The organism is Cellulosimicrobium sp. I38E (assembly GCF_001647255.1).
Classification (GTDB): domain Bacteria; phylum Actinomycetota; class Actinomycetes; order Actinomycetales; family Cellulomonadaceae; genus Cellulosimicrobium; species Cellulosimicrobium cellulans_E.
Genome location: NZ_LUAZ01000043.1, coordinates 16,279 through 35,478 on the forward strand (window position 1 = coordinate 16,279; position 19,200 = coordinate 35,478).

21 protein-coding genes are annotated in these 19,200 nt (G+C 73.1%); 9 read left to right on the forward strand and 12 right to left on the reverse strand.

The window, feature by feature from the left end:
• The first annotated feature begins 7 nt into the window (after positions 1-7).
• Together A0J59_RS14480 and A0J59_RS14485 are read left to right on the forward strand one after the other, a co-directional pair.
• Complete coding sequence (locus tag A0J59_RS14480) at positions 8-1,132, forward strand: serine hydrolase (RefSeq protein WP_082919055.1); 1,125 nt, start codon at positions 8-10, stop codon at positions 1,130-1,132.
• Between the two features lie 76 nt (positions 1,133-1,208).
• Positions 1,209-1,985: a MerR family transcriptional regulator gene (locus A0J59_RS14485; RefSeq protein WP_064316576.1), complete on the forward strand. Its 777-nt coding sequence runs from the start codon at positions 1,209-1,211 to the stop codon at positions 1,983-1,985.
• A 119-nt stretch (positions 1,986-2,104) separates the two neighbouring features.
• On the opposite strand, the gene A0J59_RS14490 is transcribed toward A0J59_RS14485, so the two are convergent.
• From A0J59_RS14490 to A0J59_RS14505, 4 genes are all read right to left on the reverse strand, one after another.
• Positions 2,105-2,758 (reverse strand): fasciclin domain-containing protein, encoded by a 654-nt coding sequence (locus A0J59_RS14490; protein WP_064316577.1) that lies wholly within the window; start codon positions 2,756-2,758, stop codon positions 2,105-2,107.
• Between the two features lie 293 nt (positions 2,759-3,051).
• Positions 3,052-3,675: a PAS and ANTAR domain-containing protein gene (locus A0J59_RS14495; protein ID WP_255365234.1), complete on the reverse strand. Its 624-nt coding sequence runs from the start codon at positions 3,673-3,675 to the stop codon at positions 3,052-3,054.
• 202 nt (positions 3,676-3,877) lie between these two features.
• Positions 3,878-5,050 (reverse strand): epoxide hydrolase family protein, encoded by a 1,173-nt coding sequence (locus tag A0J59_RS14500; protein ID WP_064316579.1) that lies wholly within the window; start codon positions 5,048-5,050, stop codon positions 3,878-3,880.
• A gap of 39 nt (positions 5,051-5,089) precedes the next feature.
• The gene (locus tag A0J59_RS14505) at positions 5,090-5,683 is read right to left on the reverse strand and encodes a DUF3043 domain-containing protein (protein ID WP_064316580.1); all 594 of its coding nucleotides are present in this window, start codon (positions 5,681-5,683) and stop codon (positions 5,090-5,092) included.
• A gap of 81 nt (positions 5,684-5,764) precedes the next feature.
• Between A0J59_RS14505 and A0J59_RS14510 the strand changes: the two genes are divergently transcribed.
• The gene (locus tag A0J59_RS14510) at positions 5,765-7,219 is read left to right on the forward strand and encodes a dipeptidase (protein WP_082919058.1); all 1,455 of its coding nucleotides are present in this window, start codon (positions 5,765-5,767) and stop codon (positions 7,217-7,219) included.
• A gap of 37 nt (positions 7,220-7,256) precedes the next feature.
• Here A0J59_RS14510 and A0J59_RS14515 read toward each other — a convergent pair whose 3' ends face one another.
• A complete protein-coding gene (locus A0J59_RS14515) occupies positions 7,257-8,081 on the reverse strand; it encodes a hypothetical protein (RefSeq protein WP_220084490.1) in 825 nt (274 codons plus the stop codon).
• A 49-nt stretch (positions 8,082-8,130) separates the two neighbouring features.
• Positions 8,131-8,661, reverse strand: coding sequence for a thioesterase family protein (locus A0J59_RS14520; protein ID WP_064316581.1), 531 nt, complete (start codon positions 8,659-8,661; stop codon positions 8,131-8,133).
• Between the two features lie 95 nt (positions 8,662-8,756).
• Here A0J59_RS14520 and A0J59_RS14525 point away from each other — a divergent pair, with 95 nt between their 5' ends.
• Positions 8,757-9,152: a DUF3817 domain-containing protein gene (locus A0J59_RS14525; protein ID WP_255365235.1), complete on the forward strand. Its 396-nt coding sequence runs from the start codon at positions 8,757-8,759 to the stop codon at positions 9,150-9,152.
• 31 nt (positions 9,153-9,183) lie between these two features.
• Here the strand turns inward: A0J59_RS14525 and A0J59_RS14530 are convergent, their stop codons facing one another.
• Both A0J59_RS14530 and nadA read right to left on the reverse strand, forming a co-directional pair.
• On the reverse strand, positions 9,184-9,783 hold the full coding sequence (locus tag A0J59_RS14530) for a DJ-1/PfpI family protein (RefSeq protein ID WP_064316583.1): 600 nt from the start codon (positions 9,781-9,783) through the stop codon (positions 9,184-9,186).
• Positions 9,784-9,842: 59 nt separating this feature from the next.
• Positions 9,843-11,051, reverse strand: a complete 1,209-nt coding sequence (gene nadA, locus A0J59_RS14535) for a quinolinate synthase NadA (RefSeq protein WP_064316590.1) — start codon at positions 11,049-11,051, stop codon at positions 9,843-9,845.
• 114 nt (positions 11,052-11,165) lie between these two features.
• Between nadA and A0J59_RS14540 the strand changes: the two genes are divergently transcribed.
• The gene (locus tag A0J59_RS14540) at positions 11,166-12,368 is read left to right on the forward strand and encodes a glycerate kinase (RefSeq protein ID WP_064316584.1); all 1,203 of its coding nucleotides are present in this window, start codon (positions 11,166-11,168) and stop codon (positions 12,366-12,368) included.
• 13 nt (positions 12,369-12,381) lie between these two features.
• On the opposite strand, the gene A0J59_RS14545 is transcribed toward A0J59_RS14540, so the two are convergent.
• Positions 12,382-12,771 (reverse strand): VOC family protein, encoded by a 390-nt coding sequence (locus tag A0J59_RS14545; RefSeq protein ID WP_255365236.1) that lies wholly within the window; start codon positions 12,769-12,771, stop codon positions 12,382-12,384.
• 228 nt (positions 12,772-12,999) lie between these two features.
• Between A0J59_RS14545 and erpA the strand changes: the two genes are divergently transcribed.
• Positions 13,000-13,350, forward strand: coding sequence for an iron-sulfur cluster insertion protein ErpA (gene erpA, locus A0J59_RS14550; protein ID WP_047234275.1), 351 nt, complete (start codon positions 13,000-13,002; stop codon positions 13,348-13,350).
• Between the two features lie 98 nt (positions 13,351-13,448).
• Here the strand turns inward: erpA and A0J59_RS14555 are convergent, their stop codons facing one another.
• Together A0J59_RS14555 and A0J59_RS14560 are read right to left on the reverse strand one after the other, a co-directional pair.
• On the reverse strand, positions 13,449-13,712 hold the full coding sequence (locus tag A0J59_RS14555; RefSeq protein WP_047234276.1) for a sulfurtransferase TusA family protein: 264 nt from the start codon (positions 13,710-13,712) through the stop codon (positions 13,449-13,451).
• On the reverse strand, positions 13,709-14,854 hold the full coding sequence (locus tag A0J59_RS14560; protein ID WP_064316585.1) for a cysteine desulfurase family protein: 1,146 nt from the start codon (positions 14,852-14,854) through the stop codon (positions 13,709-13,711). The genes A0J59_RS14555 and A0J59_RS14560 overlap by 4 nt, the downstream gene beginning before the upstream one ends.
• Positions 14,855-15,254: 400 nt before the next feature.
• Here A0J59_RS14560 and coxB point away from each other — a divergent pair, with 400 nt between their 5' ends.
• From coxB to A0J59_RS14575, 3 genes are read left to right on the forward strand one after another with little or no spacing between them, the layout of a single operon-like run.
• Positions 15,255-16,175, forward strand: coding sequence for a cytochrome c oxidase subunit II (gene coxB / locus A0J59_RS14565; protein WP_047234278.1), 921 nt, complete (start codon positions 15,255-15,257; stop codon positions 16,173-16,175).
• Complete coding sequence (gene ctaD, locus A0J59_RS14570; RefSeq protein WP_047234279.1) at positions 16,175-17,998, forward strand: cytochrome c oxidase subunit I; 1,824 nt, start codon at positions 16,175-16,177, stop codon at positions 17,996-17,998. Before coxB ends, ctaD begins: the two co-directional genes overlap by 1 nt.
• Positions 17,995-18,393, forward strand: coding sequence for a cytochrome c oxidase subunit 4 (locus A0J59_RS14575; protein WP_047234280.1), 399 nt, complete (start codon positions 17,995-17,997; stop codon positions 18,391-18,393). Before ctaD ends, A0J59_RS14575 begins: the two co-directional genes overlap by 4 nt.
• A 249-nt stretch (positions 18,394-18,642) precedes the next feature.
• Here A0J59_RS14575 and A0J59_RS14580 read toward each other — a convergent pair.
• The coding region (locus tag A0J59_RS14580) for a superoxide dismutase (RefSeq protein WP_064316591.1) at positions 18,643-19,200 on the reverse strand (558 nt) is incomplete at its 5' end.

Here is a 19,200-nt window from a genome sequence, read left to right on the forward strand (position 1 = left end):
CACCCCCATGACCACCACCCCGTCCGCCGTCGCCGACCGCCCGCACGTGCGCGAGACGCTCGCCACCCTGGTGGACGACCGCGTCCTCGGCATCTCCCTGCGCGTCCACGACGCGCAGGGAGAGTGGGCCGCCGCCGCGGGCCTGGCCGAGCTCGGCGGGACCGCCGCGCCGTCGGTCGACAGCCACACGCGCATCGGCAGCAACACCAAGACCTTCACCGCTGCGCTCGTCCTGCTGCTGGTGCACGAAGGCCGCCTCGGCCTCGACGACTCGGCGGCTACCCACCTGCCCGAGCTCGGGCTCGACCCGCGCATCACCGTCCGTATGCTGCTCCAGCAGACCAGCGGCGTCTTCAACTTCACCGGCGACGCCGCCGCCGACGGCACGTGGGAGACGGGGATGCCGAGCAACTACGGGCCGGCGGCCCGCGAGTGGCTCGACGCGCGGTTCGAGACGCATCGCCCGCAGGACCTGGTGAGGTTCGCGCTGTCGAGGGCGCCGCGGTTCGAGCCCGGCACGAGGTGGAGCTACTCCAACACGAACTACGTGCTGCTCCGCCTGCTCGTGGAGAACGTCACCGGACGCACCCTGGCGGACGAGATGAACCGGCTGGTCAGCGGGCCGCTGGGTCTGACGGGCACCGTCGTGCCGGACGCGTCGCCGGACCTGCCCGAGCCGCATGCCCACGCCTACGTCCGCTACGAGGAGGACGGCCAGGAGCAGACCGTCGACGTGTCGCGCCACGACCCGTCCTGGATCTCGACGGGCGGCGACATGATCTCGACCCCCCGCGACCTCGCGACGTTCTTCTCCGCGCTGCTCGGCGGCAGGCTCCTGCCAGCCGCCCTCGTCGAGCAGATGTGCGACCCGTACGCCACCCCTCTCCCGGGCATGGGGTACGGCCTGGGCGTGTTCGTCCTGGAGACGGAGGACGGGCGCACGCTCGTCACCCACAACGGGGGCATGGCCGGCTACGCGACGCTGATGTTCGGAACGCCGGACGGCAGCACCGTCATGGCCGCCGCGGTGAACTGCGTCGACGACCCCGAGATGACCATCCAGAGCGCCTTCCAGGGGCTGCAGAAGTCTCTCCTCGCCACGGTGTTCCCGGGCGACGGCGTCGCCCGCTGACCCATGGTCCGGGCACCCCTGCCCGGGTGCCCGGACACCCCTGCCGTCGTGACCAGCGGCGACGCATACTGGGGCCATGGCAGACGGGGTCACGATCGGGCAGGCGGCGGCCTTCGTCGGCGTCACCGTGAAGACGGTGCGGCACTACCACAAGGTCGGACTCGTCGAGGAGCCCGAGCGCGACGGCTCCGGCTACCGCCGGTACGGCTCCGCCCATCTCCTGCGGCTCGTCCGGGTCCGAGCGCTCGCCGCTGCGGGCGTGCCGCTGGCGGAGATCGCGGACCTGCTCGACGCGAACCCTGACGCGCTCGCCGTCGGCCTCGCCGCCGTCGAGCGCACGCTCTCCGAGCGCATCGACGAGCTGACGGCGCAGGCGGCGGCGCTGCGTCGGCTCGCCGACGGTGACCGTGCCCTGCTGCCCGACGCCGCCGTCGCCCTCCTGGACCGCATGCCCGGTCTCGGCTTCCCGGCCTCGGAGGTGGCCGCGGCGCGCGAGGGCATGGTGCTGGCCCGGGCTCTGGTCCCGGACAAGTTCGACGACTACGTCGCGGGCGTCACCGAGGCCGTGGACGACCCGGCCTTCGTCGCCCTGATCCATCGGGGCGTCGAGATGTCCGCCTTGGAGCCGGACGACCCGCGGGTCGCGGAGTACGCCGGCGCGATGGCCGAACACTTCCTCGCTCACCCGGAACGGCTGCGGATCGTGACCAGCCTGCGCGCGCGCACCGACGCCGCTGCCCGCTACGAGCTGATCGCGCACCACGGCGAGGCCGAGGGGACGGCCGCCGCACAGGGCGTCGCTCTGGTCGAGGGCCGCCTGCGGTCTGCTGGCGTCCGCATCCCGGCGAGGTAGGCCGGACGCCTGGGCGACTGACGAGCGTCCGGACGACGAGCCGTGCGGCAGTGCGGGGCCCACGGGTGCGGCGGAGCGCGTACGCGCTCCGCCGCACCCGCCCGATTCCCGTCGACCCGCTAGAGGTTCACCGGGCGCAGGACGGCGGTGATGCCGTGCGCGATCTGCGCGTTGCCCTTGTTCAGGTCGAGCTGTGACCTGATCAGGAACGGGTCCACGTCGTTGCGGTCCTGGTCGACCAGGCGCACCAGCGGCACCCAGCGGCTGATCACGTCCACCCGCACACCGGCCCCCTGCGCCGTGGTGAGCACGGCGTCGTCCGATCGCAACGCCGTGCGGGAGTCGATCGTGGCACCCGGGACCACGTGGTACAGCAGGACCTGCTCGACCGCGTCGATCCCGACGGTTCCCGCGATCGACTCGAGCGCGGCCTGCTCCGTGCGCGGCCACCGGTGCGTGAGGTCCCACGCGAAGAGCTGGAACGCGCGGTCGTTCGGCACGAAGGCCGTCAGCGGCAGGGTCCCGTCCGCCAGCACGGCGACCGGGCTCGAGGGCTTGGCCGCGAGCACTGCAGCCACGGCCCGGTCGAGGACGTCGAAGTCGTACGGGTCGCGATCGAACGTGTCGCCGTCCGCTGCGAGCACCTGGGCCAGGCTGGTCGTTCCGGGCGTGCTGGCCGCGGCGGGCTGGGCCGCCACCACCACACCCGCCAGGCCGAGTGTCGCGGCGCCCACGGCCGCGACCGAGCATCGAAGAGCGTGTCGAAGGGTCATCGTCGAGTCCTTCCGTCTCCACACGAGGCAGTTCGCACTGCCGAGCGCCGTGGTGGCGCCCGTCCTTCCTTCCGTGCGGATCCCGCTCTCGGATGCACCTCGGCGGGAACGAGATCCGAGGTACCGACGACCTGCAGAGCCAGGCGTCCGACGCTCTGAGCAGCGACAAGGGCGAGATGGTGTCCGACGCGTCGCTGGACAGGGTGCGACGCGGCGTCGAAGGCGACGGGGGAGAGCGCGACGACCCGAGCCCCGCTCGTCGGCGTGAGGGCGGGGCTCGCGCGCTCGGTCGCCTAGCGCAGGAGGGCGGCGACGCGTTCGGCGCAGTCCGCGCCGGAGCGCGTGGCCTCGTCGACGACGACGTGCGCGAGGTCTCGCAGACGGACGTTCTTGTCGTTCGACGCCCGCCTGAGCAGACCGAACGCTTCGTCGGGGTCGACGCCGTGCGTCGCGACGAGGATGCCCTTCGCCTGCTCGATCGGTCCGCGTCCCGCCGCGGCCGCCGCGATGTCGCGGTGCGCCCTCTCCTCCCCGCCGGCGGCCACGGTGGAGGTGATGTCGACGAAGTACCCCAGGAGCTCGACGACCATGCCCGTGACCGGGTCGCGACGGCCCTGGCCGACGATGACGAGGTAGCGCTCCTTGCCGCGGGCGTCCATGATGCGGTGCACGCTGGAGAAGGGTTCTCCGGTTGCCCGCGCCTCGTCGAGGATCTGCCGCACCCGGTCGCGGTCGTCGGGGTGCTTGTGCGCCAGGACGAGCTCGGTGGTCGGTACCACCTCGCCCGGCTCGAAGCCGTGCACCCGGTACGTCTCAGACGACCACCACCAAGTGCCGGTCGCCAGCTCCAGGCGGTACCGGCCGATCTGCTGGCTCGCACCGCGGGCCAGGGCGTGCCCGATGGCATGGTCGTCCACGGACATCGTCGTGCTCCGTCTTCTCCAGAGGATGAGGAGCCAGGTCCAGACTCGACCCTTCGACCGTACTCCCGATGCGCCGGGGGCGACAGGTGGCGTGCACCCGGAACCGGTTCTTATGGTGAAGTGCGGCCGAGGCGCCGCAGGGGGCACCGGTCAGTGAAGAAGCCCGCGGCCGGTGCGCCTCTTGCGCTGGGGGTCCCTACAGCCGGTCGACGAACGACCGCAGCTCGTGGGCGTAGGCCTCGGGTTGCTCGAACGGGGCGAAGTGCCCGCCGCGCGGCGGTTCCGTGGCGTACACGGTGTTCGCGACACGGTCGAGCCAGGCGCGCGGGGGCCGGACGACGTCGCCGGCGAAGACGGAGAACCCGGACGGCACCTCGACGCGTCGGGCGAGCTGTTCGCGGGGGATCGCGGCGTTGGCCCGGTAGGCGCGCAGCCCGGCCCCGAAGGTGCCGGCCGCCCAGTGCTCGGTGACGAGGGCGAGGACCTCGTCGCGCGTGTACACGGACTCGAGGTCGCCGTCGCAGTCGCTCCACGACCGCAGCTTCTCGACGACCCACGCCGCGAGCCCGGCGGGGGAGTCGGTGAGGCCGACCGCGAGCGACTGCGGCTTGGTGGCCTGCACGGCGGCGTAGCCGCCCTCGGTCGTGCGCCACCGTGCGCTCTCCTCCAGCCAGTCGCGCTCCTGGGGCGTGAGCGACGCGGGGTCACCTGCGAACAGGGGCAGCCCGGCGTCGGTGCGGTGCACCGCGATGACCCGGTCGGGGAAGTCGAGCGCGAGGAACCGGGCGACGTGGCTGCCCATGTCCCCGCCTGCGACGACGAACCGGTCGTAGCCGAGGGCGGTCATGAGCTCGGCCCACAGGGCGGCGACCGTGCGGTTGTCCAGGGTCGGGCCGGTGGGGATGTCGGAGAAGCCGAAGCCGGGCATGTCGGGGACGACGAGGTCGAAGGTGCGTCGCCCCGCTCCGTCCGAGGCGGCGGGGGCGCCGGGGTCGGTCAGGAGCGGCACGACCTTGCGGTACCGCCACGCGGAGTCGGGCCAGCCGTGGGTGAGCAGGAGCGGGAGCGGGGGCGCGTCACCGGGTCGCGGGGTCGCGAGCGCGTGCAGGAGGTGGACGCGGGTCCCGTCGATCGTGGCGCGCCGGCTCGGGAGCGCGGAGAGCTGTGCCTGGTGCGCGGAGAAGTCGAAGCCGTCGGCCCAGTACGCCACCAGGTCGCGCAGGTACGTGACGTCCGTGCCGGCGTCCCACCCGAGCCCGTCCGGGGCGTCGACCCACCGGGTCGCCCGCAGGCGCGAGCGCAGGTCGTCGACCACCGCGTCGGAGATCCGGGGCGTGAAGCTCTCGAGGTCGGTCACGCGCTGCGCCATGACGTCGAGGCTAGCGGGCTGCAGGACGCCCGCGGGCGGCTACTCCGGGTAGACGCCGTGCTTCTTGTGCGTCGGCTTGGGCAGGCGGGCCCGGCGGAGCTGGAACGCGCGCATGACGGCGTACATGACGGTGCCCTTGGGGACCTCACCGAACTTCGCGAGCAAGCGCTTGCGCAGACGGCGCCACATGATGAATCCGTCCACGACGGTCAGCAGCACGATGACGTAGAGCGTCATCACCGTGAGGAACGCGAGGTCCTGGTTCTGCGCGGTGAGGAACGAGAAGACGATGAACACCAGCGCGACGGGGAGGAAGAACTCGCCGAGGTTCCAGCGCGCGTCGACGTACTCGCGCACGTAGCGCTTGACCGGGCCCTTGTCGCGCGGCGGAAGGTAGCGCTCGTCGCCGGTCTGCATCGCCTGGTACTGGCGGTCGCGCATCTCGCGCTGCTTCTCCCGCGCGGACTTCGCGGCGGCGCGACGGTCGTTCGGCACGAGGGGTCGCTTGTTCGCGGCCTCGGAGACCTTGCGCTTGGGCGTCGGGCGGCCCTTGCCGGCTGCCTCGATCTCGGCCGCCTGCTCGACAGGGTCGGGGGCGGCGGGCGTCGCGGCGGGCTTGTTGCGGGAGAACACCCCTCCAGCGTAGTCGAGCCGGGGCAGTGCCGGACGCCGGTCCCAGGACCGGCCGGCACGTGGTGTCGTACGGTGCTCGTCGTGACGAACTCACCCGACCCCACCGTCCCTGCGCCCGACACCGCGCCCGGCACCACGCCCGACGCCGCGCCCGGCCCCGAGCTCGCGACCACGCTCCGCGAGACCGTCGCCCGCCTGTTCCCCGCGCTGCGCGCGGATCTCGAGTCCCTCGTGCGCGTGCCCAGCGTCTCGAACGCCGCGTTCGACCAGGCGCACGTCGCCGCGAGCGCGGACGCCGTGGCCGCGCTCCTGCGCGACGCCGGCCTGCCCGAGGTGCAGGTGCTGCGCGCCCGGACCGCCGACGGCACGGAGGGCGCGCCCGCCGTCGTCGCGCGCCGCCCCGCGCCCGACGGCGCCCCGACCGTCCTGCTGTACGCGCACCACGACGTGCAGCCCCCGGGCGATGCCGCCACGTGGGAGACCGACCCGTTCGAGCCGACCGAGCGCGACGGGCGCCTGTACGGCCGCGGCGCGGCCGACGACAAGGCGGGCGTCGTGGCGCACCTCGGCGCGCTGCGTGCTCTGGCTGCGAGCACGGAGCTCGGCGACCTCCCCGTCGGGGTGACGGTCTTCGTCGAGGGCGAGGAGGAGATCGGCTCGCCGACGTTCCTCCCGTTCCTCACGCAGTACCGCGACCTGCTCGCGGCCGACGTCATCGTCGTCGCGGACTCGTCCAACTGGAAGATCGGCGTCCCGGCGCTCACGACGTCGCTGCGCGGCCTCGTGGACTGCGAGGTCGAGGTCGCGGTGCTCGACCACGCGGTGCACTCGGGCATGTTCGGCGGCCCCGTGCTCGACGCGGTGACGCTCCTCGCGCGGCTGATCACGACCCTGCACGACGACGCGGGCAACGTCGCCGTGCCCGGGCTCGTCACGGCCGCCGAGCCGACGGTCGACTACGCCGAGGCCGACTTCCGGGCCGACTCGTCGCTCCTCGACGGCACCGTCCTCGCGGGGGAGGGCAGCATCGCCGGGCGGCTGTGGACCAAGCCGGCGATCGCCGTCATCGGTCTCGACGCGCCGAGCGTCGCGCACGCGTCCAACACCCTCACCCCGCGCGCGACCGCGAAGCTCTCGGTGCGGCTCGCGCCGGGGCAGGACCCGGCCGCCGCGATGGCGGCGCTGCGCACCCACCTGGAGTCGAGCGCGCCGCTCGGCGCGCGCGTGACCGTGCGCGACGGCGAGCAGGGCAAGCCGTTCCTCGCCCCTGGCGACTCCGAGGCGATGCGGGCCGCGCGGTGGGCGTTCGCGACGTCGTGGGGCACCGACCCCGTGGACATCGGCGTGGGTGGGTCGATCCCGTTCATCGCCGACCTGCTCGAGGTGTTCCCCGACGCGGCGATCCTCGTGACCGGCGTCGAGGACCCGGACTCGCGCGCGCACGGCGCGAACGAGTCGGTGCACCTCGGCGAGCTCGAGAAGGTCGTGCTCGCCGAGGCGCTCCTGCTCGCCCGGCTCGGCGGCGCGGTCGCCTGACCCCCGCCCGCGGTCCCGCGCGGCGGCGCTCGCCCGGTCAGCCGGGGAGCGCCGTCCGCAGGTCCGCCGCCTCGGCGAGGGTCTGCTCGACGGCGGCGCGCACGTCGGGGGCGAGGTCGCCCGCCAACGCGTCGAGGTCGTCGAGGTGCGTGCAGGCCGCGTCGGGGTCGCCCGCACGGACGGTCAGTTCGGCGAGGTAGGCGAGGGCGCGCACACGGTCGGCGGCGTCGGCGTCGTCCCCGGCTCGCCGCAGTGCACCCGCGAGGATCTTGCGGGCCTGGACGGGGTCGCCGTGCGAGTCCGCCTGCACGACGGCGTCGTCGAGCGCCCGGGCGAGGCGACCCTCGGGGCGCGCGGCGTACGCGTCGACGGCGGACGCCCCGGCCGCGTCCGTGGCCGGCGCCGCCGCGGCGGGGGAGCGGCGCATCACGCGCACCCAGTTGCCGGCGGGGTCCACGAGGCTGAAGCCCGTCGTGCCGCCCGCGTTCGCGCGGCGTCGGGGGCGCGTGATGCGGGGGAAGCCGGTGAGCGGCAGGCGCCCGTAGCGCGCGCGCAGGCCCGCGGCGAACGCCTCGAAGACGGGCTCCGTGTCTTCCACGACGACGATGCACGTGCTGTAGCTGTCCTGCGGCTCGATCCCGTCGAGCCCGAAGTAGTGGATGTCCACGCCACCGCGCCGCACCGCGAGGTACGGGTTGGGTCGTAGCTGGCGGTAGGTCACGTCGAAGCCGAGCGCGGTCCAGAAGTCGCGCAGCTCGTCGATGTCCCGGCAGGGCAGGGCCGGGACCATGGTCGCGTCGAACGGGTCGGTGGCGGGGAGGTCCGGGCGCGGATCGGGGTCGGGTGCTCGGTCGGCGGTCACCGAGCCATCGAAGCACCCGGCACCCGCGCGCGACCAGGGTGCCGGGCGGTCAGCCGCGGTGCGCGACGTCGACCGCCCGGGACCACCGGGCGACGTCGTCGGGGAGCTCGGGTGAGGTGACGTCGCCGCCCAGGAGCCCGACGACGTCGGGCGCGGCGATCCGGTCGCCGGACCCCCGCGCGAGGAACCGCCCCGCGACGAGGCCGCGCGCGCACAGGTCGCCACCGCGCGAGAACACCTGCTCGAGGTAGACGACGCGCTCGTCCCACCCGAGGACGCGCGTCGCGATCTCGAAGCGGTCCCAGAGCTGCAGCGAGCGGCGGTATTTCATGGTCGACGCCGCGACGACGGGGTACCAGCCCTTTTCCTTGAGCAGCGGGAACCCGCCGAGGTCGGCGATGAAGTTGCTGCGCGCGACGTCCATCATCTGGAGATAGACCCCGTTGTTGACGTGCAGGTAGAAGTCGAGGTCGCCCGGGTGCACGCGCATCCGGGTGACGGACGGCTCGAGGACGCCGCGGCCCGGCACCGCCTTGCGCGGCAACGTGCTGGCGACGAGGAGCTGGATCTGGCGGGTCACCCGGGCAGGCTACTACCCCGCACCAGCGGTATCGGGTACTTGTGGCGATCGACGTCCGGCAAGGTCTGTCATCTCCGTGTGCGAGGATGCGCGCCGTGACGACGACGAGCCCTGCCCCTCGCCCCACCGCCACCGCCGACACTGGGTCTCCCACCCCGGCGCACCCCTGGCAGGTGCGCGCCTTCCGGGCGGTCGCGATCGCCGAGGCGTTCTCCTGGGCCGGGCTGCTCGTCGGCATGTACCTCAAGTGGGTCGCCGGCACGACCGAACGTGGTGTGGAGATCTTCGGACCGATCCACGGCGCCCTCGTGCTCGTCTACGTGGCGCTCGCCGTGCTCGTCGCGGTGCGCGTCCGCTGGTCGCTCTGGACGACGTTCCTCGCGCTGGCCGCGACGGTCCCGCCGTTCTGTACGGTGCTCTTCGACGTCGGGGCGCACCGGACGGGTCGCTACACGGCCCCGGCGCGCAGGGCGGTCGTCGTCGGCGACTGACGCTCGCGCGCAGGGCCGGTCCGCCCGCGGCTCAGACCGGCGGGTCGGGGTCGTACTGGATGCCACGGCGCACGGCGCGCGCGACGTCGTCGCTCTCCAGGCGCGCGACGAGGTGCAGCGCCATGTCGATCCCCGCGGACACGCCCGCGGACGTGACGACGTCGCCGTCGTCGACGAACCGTGCCTCCGTGTCGACCACGATGCTCGGGTCGATCTCCGCGAGCTCGTCGTAGTGCTCCCAGTGCGTCGTCGCGGGCCGCCCCGCGAGCAGCCCCGCGGCCGCGAGCACGAGCGAGCCCGTGCACACGCTCGCGATGACCGGGGTCTGGGCGCGCATCGCGCGCAGCCACTCGAGGTGCACGCGGTCCGCGAGGAGGGAGCGCGTCCCCCACCCGCCGGGGTAGACCAGCAGGTGCAGGGGACCGACGTCGTCCGCCGAGCGGTCCGGGAGCAGGCGCAACCCCTTGGCGAGGCGCACGCCGCCGCCGTCCCACGAGAACGTGGAGACGTGCGGCTTGAGCGCGGAGTGCTCGGCCCACGCGGACAGCACCTCGAACGGCCCGGCGACGTCGAGCTCCTCCGCCTCGTCGAAGACGAAGATCCCGACGTTCATCCCGTTCCCGGTGCTCATGCCTACCTCCGCGTGCCCCGGCGTCTCGAGGCTCTCGTCGGCTCCTGCGTCCGAGCGCCCTAGATGCCCGGCAGGGCGAGCATCTGGTCGAGCGCGACGCGCGCCCAGTGCGCGTCGTCCGCGTCCACGACGATCCGGTTCACCACGCGCCCCGCGACGAGCGACTCCATGGCCCACACGAGGTGCGGCAGGTCGATCCGGTTCATCGTCGAGCAGAAGCACACCGTCGAGTCGAGGTAGTGCACCTGCTTGTCCGGGTGGGCGCGCGCGACGCGGCGCACCAGGTTGAGCTCCGTCCCGATCGCCCAGGACGAGCCCGGCTCGGCGGCGTCGAGCATCTTGATGATGTACTCCGTCGACCCGACGAAGTCTGCGGCCGTGACGACCTCGTGCTTGCACTCGGGGTGCACGAGCACGTTGACGTCCGGCACCGCGGCGCGCATGTCGCTCACGTTCTTCGCCGAGAACCGCCCGTGCACCGAGCAGTGCCCGCGCCACAGGATCATGCGCGCGTCGCGCAGCTCGGCGTCCGTGAGGCCGCCGTTCGGCTTGCGCGGGTCGAACACGACGCAGTCGTCGAGCGACATCGCGAGCTTGAGCACCGCCGTGTTGCGGCCGAGGTGCTGGTCCGGGAGGAACAACACCTTGCCCGTGCCGTCCAGGCCACCCACCTGGTCGAACGCCCAGCGCAGCGCGACCTCCGCGTTCGACGACGTGCACACCGTGCCGCCGTGGCGACCCGTGAACGCCTTGATCGCGGCCGACGAGTTCATGTACGTCACGGGGATCGTCGAGTCGGCGATGCCGACCTCCTCGAGCACGTCCCACGCGTCCTCGACCTGGTCGATCGCCGCCATGTCCGCCATCGAGCAGCCGGCCGCGAGGTCCGGCAGCACGACCTGCTGCGCGTCGGACGTGAGGATGTCGGCGCTCTCGGCCATGAAGTGCACGCCGCAGAACAGGATGAACTCCGCCTCGGGCCGCGCCGCGGCCTCGCGCGCGAGCTTGAAGGAGTCGCCCGTGACGTCGGCGAAGTCGATGACCTCGTCGCGCTGGTAGTGGTGGCCCAGGACGAACGCGCGCTCGCCCAGCGCGGCGCGCGCCACCCGGGCGCGCTCCACGAGGTCCGGGTCGCTCGGCGCGGGAAGGTCGCCCACGCACTCGACTCCGCGCTCGGACGCGAGGTCACGGCCCTGTCCCAGCAGGAGCAGGGCGGAAGGACTGGGCTCGGCGAACCCGCCCTGGCGCGAGGTGTTCGGTCCGCTCACGGACGACAGCAAGGTGCTACCAGTGCTCACGGGACCATCGTCGCACAGCGCCGCCACGGTCGAGCGGGCGTCCCGCGGGGACCGGACGGGCCGTCGCCCTGGCACAATCCGGGCATGCGCGTGCTGCTCACCGGGTCCGCCGTCCCGCCCGCGCCCGACGGCGCGTGGCCGGCCGGGGAGGCCTCGTCGCCACCCGCCCCCGCCGGGCCGACGCTCGACGACGTCGCGGGCTGGTGGTCGCCGCACGCTACGGTCGAGACCGTGGCGCTCGCGGCGTCCGGGCCGGCGTTCCTCGACGCGGTCGCGCCCGTCGCGCCGGAGGTCCTCGCCGGGGTGGTCCCGGGGCCGGGCGGGGGCGACGTCCCGGTCGCGGTCCGCCGTCGGACGCCGGGGGGCGACGGCACCGGCGCGCGCCGGACCGTCTACGTCGACGCCTCCCAGGTGCCCGCGGCCGGCGCGGTCGAGGTGCTCGAGCTCGGCGCGGAGCCCGTGGCCGTGCCCGTCCGGTCCTCGACCGCCGTCGGGCACCTCCTGGCGCTCGCGGCCGAGGCTGCGCGCGGACCGGACCGGGCGCCCGGGCGGGTCGTCCTCGCCACCGGTGGGAGCACGAGCCACGACGGCGGGCTCGGCGCGCTTCTGGCGCTCGCCGGAGGCCTCCCGCCCGCCGTCCCGGCCGACGTCCTGCGCGCCGCGCGAGCCGCGCTGGGCGGCACCGACCTCGTGGCGGCCGTCGCGGCCGACGTCCCGCTGCTGGGGTTGCACGGCGCGAGCGCGGCGCTCGACGCCCGCGGTGTGGATCCTGCGGTGGCCCAGCACCTCGAGCGCGCGCTCGGCGCGGTCGCGCACGACGTGGCCTCCGCCGTCGACCGCGCGACGGCGGACGACGGCGAACCCGGGGGTGCGCTCGCCGGACGGGACCTCCTCGCCGCGTCGACGGCGGGCCGGCGCCTGGCGGGACTGCCGGGGGCCGGGAGCGGGGGCGGGCTCGCCCACGCCGTCGCGGCGCTGGGCGGGCGGCTCGTGCCCGCGCTGCACGTCGTCGCCGACGACCTGGGCCTCGACGCTCGCCTCGCGGGCTCGGACGTCGTCGTCGTGCTCGCGGACGAGCTCGGGGCGCACGAGCTGGGAGACGGGACGGTGCACGAGGTCGCCTCCCGTGCCGCCCAGCACGCGCTCCCCGTCGTCGTGGTGGCCCGCGCGGTCGTCGCCGGTCGCCGCGAGCAGGCCGCGGCAGGGCTCAGCGGCGTGTACGCGTGGGGCGACGGCGACCCGCGCGCCCTCACGGAGCGCGTCGCGCGCACGTGGTCGCGCGGCTGACGGCAGCGGCTCCTCAGCCGAGGTCGACGGACCCGTCCGCGCGGACGGACAAGGCCGGGTTGTGCGCGACCTCCCACACCAGGCCGTTGGGGTCGGCGACGTGGGCGTGGAAGACGCCGCCGAACTCGCCCTCCTGCGGCTCCTTGCGGACGGTCCCGCCCGCGGCGACCATCGCCTGCACGAGCTCGACGACCGCGGCCCGGGAACCGACGTTGTGCGACAGCGTGAGGCCCGTCGTGGCCGGCGTGGCGTCCGGCGTGCCGGCGTCGCGCGCGAACGCCGACTCCTCGAAGAAGCCGAGGAGCTGGCCCGCCGCGGAGCGAGAAGACGATCTCGCCGGGCACGTCGAGCTACGCGGTCCAGCCGAGCGCGCCGTAGAAGCTCCGCGCGGCGTCCAGGTCACGCGTCGCGACCGTGACGAAGTGCAACGACTGGTCCATGCGTCTCCCGTCGGCGGGCCGCGCCACCGGGGCGGCGCGGGCTCCGTTCGACCGTACGCCGCCGGGTGGTCGTAGACTCGGGAACACGACCGGCACGAGTGGTGTTGAGGACCTGACGGGATCTCTCTCGAGAGGTCCGTAGAAGCCGGCCACCACCGGGGCAGCACTGCCCCCGACAGCGCGGAGACGAGATGAGCGAGACCACCGACATTGCCACGCACGGCGTCAACCTGACCGATGGGGCCGCGGACAAGGTCCGCACCCTCCTCGAGCAGGAGGGTCGCGACGACCTGCGCCTGCGTGTCGCGGTGCAGCCGGGCGGCTGCTCCGGCCTGATCTACCAGCTCTACTTCGACGAGCGCGTGCTCGACGGCGACGCGCTGCGCGACTACGACGGCGTCGAGGTCGTGGTCGACAAGATGAGCGTCCCCTACCTCGAGGGCGCGACGATCGACTTCGCCGACACGATCGAGAAGCAGGGCTTCACGATCGACAACCCCAACGCGGGCAGCGCCTGCGCCTGCGGCGGCTCCTTCAGCTGACCCGCCCGGCGTGCCGCGCGCACGCCGATCTCGACCGCACGAGCCCGGTCACCCGCCCCGCGGGTGGCCGGGCTCGCGTCGTCCGGTGCGGACCGCCGTCAGGTGCCGAGCTCGACGGTGATGGCCCAGGCGTCGGCGGCGTCGCCCGTCTCGGTGGCCCGGGGGAGCAGCTCCTCGTCGACCACCGCGTGGCCGCGCATCCGTGCCCAGGCGGGGACGTCGAGGCGCGCCGCGGGATCGGTCGACCACACCGTGAGGCGCGTTCCCGGCCGTCGGTCGCGTGCCGCCGCGGCGAGCCGGATCACCGGGAGCGGGCAGCGCAGCCCGCGCGCGTCCACCACCTCGGGGGCCTCCTCGCTCACAGGCCCTGCACCCCCAGCGTGGCGCGCACGCGCGCGACGGCACCGGGCAGCGCGGCGAGCAGGCGGTCGACGTCCGCCTCGGTCGTCGACCGGTCGAGCGCGACGCGCACGTTGCCGTGCGTGAGGACGCCCATCGCGGCCAGCACGTGCGACGGCTCGAGCGTGCTCGACGTGCAGGCCGAGCCCGAGCCGACGGCGATCCCGTCGCGGTCGAGGTCCGTGAGCAGCGCCTCGCCGTCCACGTAGAGGAACGAGAACGTCGCCACGTGCGGCAGGCGGTCGACCGGGTCGCCCACCACCTCGACGTCGGGGATCTCGGCGACGCTTGCGCGGACCCGGTCGACGAGCGCGCGACGCCGCGCGTCCTCGGCCTCGCGGTCCGCCAGCACCGCCTGGAGAGCGACGGCGGCCGCGAACGCCGCGGGCACGGACACACCGCCGGGCGCCCAGGGGTCGGGGTCCTCCGGGTACGGGCTGCGCCGTCGTACGCGCGACCGGACCGCCAGGACCCCGACGCCGGGACCTCCGCCCCAGTCGGCAGGGTCGGCCGCCAGCGCGTCCCACGCCGGCGGGACCGTGTCGTGGCCGAGGCTCGCCCCCGCGTCGACGAGGAGGGGGACGCCGACGGCGCGCGCGGCCTCGTGCACCGCCGCGACGGGCTGGCGCGTGCCCACCTCGCCGTTGGCGAGCTGGAGCGCGGCGAGCGCGACGCCCGGTCGTGCGACGGCGTCGGACATCGCGTCGGCGTCGACCCGACCGGTGCGGTCCACCCCGACGACCTCGCGCTCGAGCCCGCCGTGCCCGGCGGCGTGCAGGACCGCGGCACGCTCGACCGCCCCGACGACGACCCGCCGGCCGACGCGCGACCGTCCGCCGGCGAGCGCCGCGACGGCGGTGTGCAGCGACGCCGTGTGGTTCGCGGTGAAGACCACCTCTTCCGTCCGCGCGCCGAGCGCGGCCGCGACGGCCTCGCGCGCGCCGTCGAGCAGCGCGGCGGCACGTCGGCCCTCCGCGTGCAGGCGGCGCGGGTCGGCCCAGCCGTCGTCGAGCGCACGGTCGAAGGCCTCGCGCGCGAGCGGGTGCCAGGGCGCACGCCCGCCGTTGTCGAGGCGGACCCGGCGATCGGGGGTGGTGTGTGTCACATGGCCTCCAGGGCGCTGGCGGTCGCGCCGCAGGGCACGGCGCGGACCGGGGGAGCCGGCCGGTCGCTCCCGGGTGGGCGCGTCGCGGCCTCCCGCGCGGCGTCGGATCGTTGCGCTCGCGCGGACCGCGACGGGGTGTCGGCACCCGTCCGGAGGCTCCACCGGCACGGTACCGCTCCGCCGGGCGGAGCGTCGGTGTGGCAAGGATCTGACAGACCTGGCGTGGGTGTGGTGAACCCGTCCTGACCGGCCAGGACGTGTGCCGCATCTCGCCCGTCCGCAGCGCGTTCCGGGCCACGAAGGGCGGAATCCCGCGCTAGGCTTCGTGTGTCGAGGACGAAGGTCCTGTGCTGGGCTCGTAAAGGCGGGTCCGGGCAGGACGTGACGTGAAAGGCCCCCCTTGCACTCGCAACCCCCTAGCCGCACACGGCGCACCATCCTGCGGGCGACGGCCCTCGCCGTCGCCGTCGCTGCGGTGGCGTCCGGCTGCGCCAGCGACACGGTCCAGCGCGGGTTCCTGCCCGGTTACGAGGACGGGGAGGTGACCAACCAGACCGCCCGGATCACCTCGCTGTGGACCGGCTCGTGGATCGCCGCCCTCATCGTCGGCATCATCACGTGGGGCCTCATGCTGTGGTGCGTCGCCGCCTACCGCAAGCGCAAGGACGACCACCGGCTCCCGGTCCAGACGCGGTACCACCTGCCGCTCGAGATCATGTACACGGCCGTGCCGATCATCATGGTCCTCGTCCTGTTCTTCTACACGGACCGCGACATGAGCGCGATCGTGGACAAGGACGTGGAGGCCGACATGACCGTCCAGGTCATCGGCAAGCAGTGGAGCTGGGACTTCAACTACGTGGACGAGGACGTCTACGAGTCCGGCCAGCACCTCGCCGACGTCGGCGGCACCATGACGGAGGACGCGGAGATCGACGGGGCCCCGGGCACGTCGGAGGCGCTCCCGACGCTGTACCTGCCCGCGGGCGAGAGCATCCGCTTCGTCCTGGACTCGCGCGACGTCATCCACTCCTTCTGGATCCCCGCGTTCCTCTACAAGCTGGACATGATCCCGCACCGCACCAACGAGTTCGTGGTCACCCCGCAGCGCGAGGGGGTCTACGCCGGCAAGTGCGCCGAGCTCTGCGGCGAGCACCACTCCGGGATGCTCTTCAACGTCGAGATCGTGGACCGCGCCGAGTTCGACGCGCAGATGGAGGAGCTCCGCGAGAAGGGTCAGGAGGGCCAGATCCCGGTGGAGGGATTCAGCCGCCTCCAGGACCCGAACCCCGTCCCTGCTAGCACGGAGGGTGAGCACTGATGGTCGCGCAGGCCGAAGTCATCCCCGGTCTCGCCCCTCGGCGGCAGACCCTCGGTCGGACCGTGATCAAGTGGGTCACGTCCACCGACCACAAGACGATCGGGTACATGTACCTGATCACGTCGTTCATCTTCTTCTGCATCGGCGGCCTCATGGCCCTCGTGATCCGCGCGGAGCTCTTCGAGCCCGGGATCCAGCTCGTGCAGAGCAAGGAGCAGTACAACCAGCTCTTCACGATGCACGGCACGATCATGCTGCTGCTGTTCGCGACCCCGCTGTTCGCCGGGTTCGCCAACGTCATCATGCCGCTGCAGATCGGTGCGCCGGACGTCGCGTTCCCGCGACTGAACATGTTCGCGTACTGGCTCTACCTCTTCGGCGGGCTCATCGCCTCGGCCGGCTTCTTCACGCCGCAGGGCGCGGCCTCGTTCGGGTGGTTCGCGTACGCGCCGCTGTCGAACACGACGTTCAGTCCGGGTCTCGGGGGGGACCTGTGGGTGTTCGGCCTCGCGCTCGCCGGCTTCGGCACGATCCTCGGTGCCGTCAACTTCATCACGACGATCATCACCATGCGCGCGCCCGGCATGACGATGTTCCGCATGCCGATCTTCACGTGGAACACGCTCATCACGAGCCTCCTCGTGCTCATGGCGTTCCCGCCCCTGGCCGCCGCGCTCTTCGCGCTCGGCGCCGACCGGCGCTTCGGTGCCCAGATCTTCAACCCCGAGAACGGGGGAGCGATCCTCTGGCAGCACCTGTTCTGGTTCTTCGGGCACCCTGAGGTCTACATCATCGCGCTGCCGTTCTTCGGCATCGTGTCCGAGATCTTCCCGGTCTTCGCCCGCAAGCCGATCTTCGGCTACAAGGGCCTCGTCTACGCGACGATCGCCATCGCGGCGCTCTCCGTCACCGTGTGGGCCCACCACATGTACGTGACCGGCGCGGTCCTGCTGCCGTTCTTCGCCTTCATGACGATGCTCATCGCGGTCCCGACCGGCGTGAAGTTCTTCAACTGGATCGGCACGCTCTGGCGAGGCAAGCTCACGTTCGAGACGCCGATGCTGTGGTCGATCGGCTTCCTCGTGACCTTCCTCTTCGGTGGTCTGACGGGCGTCATCCTGTCGAGCCCGGCGCTGGACTTCCACCTGTCCGACTCCTACTTCGTGGTGGCGCACTTCCACTACGTCGTGTTCGGCACCGTGGTGTTCGCGATGTTCGCGGGCTTCTACTTCTGGTGGCCCAAGTTCACCGGCCGGATGCTCAACGAGCGCCTCGGCAAGCTCCACTTCTGGCTGCTGTTCATCGGCTTCCACACCACGTTCCTCATCCAGCACTGGCTGGGTGTCGAGGGCATGCCGCGCCGCTACGCGGACTACGCGCCGTCCGACGGCTTCACGTGGGAGAACCAGGTCTCGACGGTCGGGGCGTTCATCCTCGCCGCGTCGACCCTGCCCTTCCTCTGGAACGTCTACACGACCTGGCGCAACGCGCCCAAGGTCGAGGTCGACGACCCGTGGGGCTACGGCCGCTCGCTCGAGTGGGCGACGTCCAGCCCGCCGCCGCGACACAACTTCACGTCGCTGCCGCGCATCCGGTCCGAGTCGCCCGCGTTCGACCTGCACCACCCCGAGGTCGCGGCGATGGACCACGCCGAGCCAAACCCGAACGTCCTCGAGAAGGTCTACGGCGAGGCTGACCGCCGCGGCGAGAAGAGCGTCGCGCTCGACCGCCTGAGCGGCGCAGAGACCGCGAGCGACTCGACGACGACCACGATCGTCGACGACCCCCGCACGGGCACGACGGATGAGGAGGCCGGGAAGTGAAGGTCGAGTACAAGCTGTTCCTCTACGGGACGCCGTTCTTCATCGCCGCAGGGCTCGTCTACGGCTTCTGGAGCCACTGGGAGCCCGTCGGGTCGGTCGCCATCCTCCTGACCGGTGCGCTGGTCGCGATGATCGGTGCCTACCTCATGCTCACGGCGAAGCGCATCGACGCCCGGCCCGAGGACGACCCCGAGGGTCTCATCGAGCAGGGCGCCGGCGACCAGGGCGTCTACGCCCCGTGGAGCTGGTGGCCGCTCGCCATCGCCGGCTCGGCCGCGATCGTGTTCCTCGGCCTCGCCGTCGGCTGGTGGCTCGTCTACGTCGGGATCGCGCTCGCCGCGGTCGCCCTCGTGGGCTGGGTCTTCGAGTTCTCTCGGGGCCAGCACGCCCACTGATCGCCCCGACGTCCTCGCGACGTAGGAACGGCCCGATCCCCGTCAGGGGACCGGGCCGTTCGTCGTTCCGTCGGCCTGCCCGGACGACGTCGCGCGCCACCTCTTCGTCACGGCGGACTGAGCCCGACCCCGCGCCGTCAGGGCGCCGAACACGACATGAGGGTCGTTATCCATCGGATAACGACCCTCATGTCGTGTTCGCCGGCGGGCGGTGTCGTGTTCGCCCGCCGGGTGTCGTCTGGCGGGGCGTCAGGCGGGGACGATGAGCCCGGCGGTCTGGGTCTTGGCGCGCTGGAGGCGGGCCTCGGCGTCGGACCAGTTGACGAGGTTCCACCAGGCGGTGACGTAGTCGGCGCGCACGTTCTGGTAGTCGAGGTAGTAGGCGTGCTCCCAGACGTCGAGCAGGACGATGGGGGTCAGGCCGAGGGTGAGGTTGCCCTGCTGGTCGTAGAGCTGGACGGTGACGAGCTTGGAGCCGATGGAGTCCCAGGCGAGGATGGCCCAGCCGGAGCCCTGGACGCCGGCGGCGACGGCGGCGAACTGCTTCTTGAAGGCGTCGAAGGAGCCGAAGTGCTCGTCGATCGCGGCGCCGATCTCGCCGGTGGGCTCGCCGCCGCCCTCGGGGGAGAGGTTGGTCCAGAACGCGGAGTGGTTGACGTGGCCGCCGAGGTTGAACGCGAGGTTCTTCTCGTGGAGGTTGATCGCGGCGAAGTCGCCGGTCTCGCGGGCCTCGGCGAGCTTCTCCAGGGCGGTGTTCGCGCCGGTGACGTAGGCCTGGTGGTGCTTGGAGTGGTGCAGCTCCATGAT

Excerpts from the sequence above, each read along its gene's own strand:
- A0J59_RS14480 (WP_082919055.1), top strand. The coding sequence starts at position 8 with ATGACCACCACCCCGTCCGCCGTCGCCGACCGCCCGCACGTGCGCGAG.
- A0J59_RS14485 (WP_064316576.1), top strand. The coding sequence starts at position 1,209 with ATGGCAGACGGGGTCACGATCGGGCAGGCGGCGGCCTTCGTCGGCGTC.
- A0J59_RS14490 (WP_064316577.1), bottom strand. The coding sequence starts at position 2,758 with ATGACCCTTCGACACGCTCTTCGATGCTCGGTCGCGGCCGTGGGCGCC.
- A0J59_RS14500 (WP_064316579.1), bottom strand. The coding sequence starts at position 5,050 with ATGGCGCAGCGCGTGACCGACCTCGAGAGCTTCACGCCCCGGATCTCC.
- A0J59_RS14530 (WP_064316583.1), bottom strand. The coding sequence starts at position 9,783 with ATGAGCACCGGGAACGGGATGAACGTCGGGATCTTCGTCTTCGACGAG.
- A0J59_RS14540 (WP_064316584.1), top strand. The coding sequence starts at position 11,166 with ATGCGCGTGCTGCTCACCGGGTCCGCCGTCCCGCCCGCGCCCGACGGC.
- erpA (WP_047234275.1), top strand. The coding sequence starts at position 13,000 with ATGAGCGAGACCACCGACATTGCCACGCACGGCGTCAACCTGACCGAT.
- ctaD (WP_047234279.1), top strand. The coding sequence starts at position 16,175 with ATGGTCGCGCAGGCCGAAGTCATCCCCGGTCTCGCCCCTCGGCGGCAG.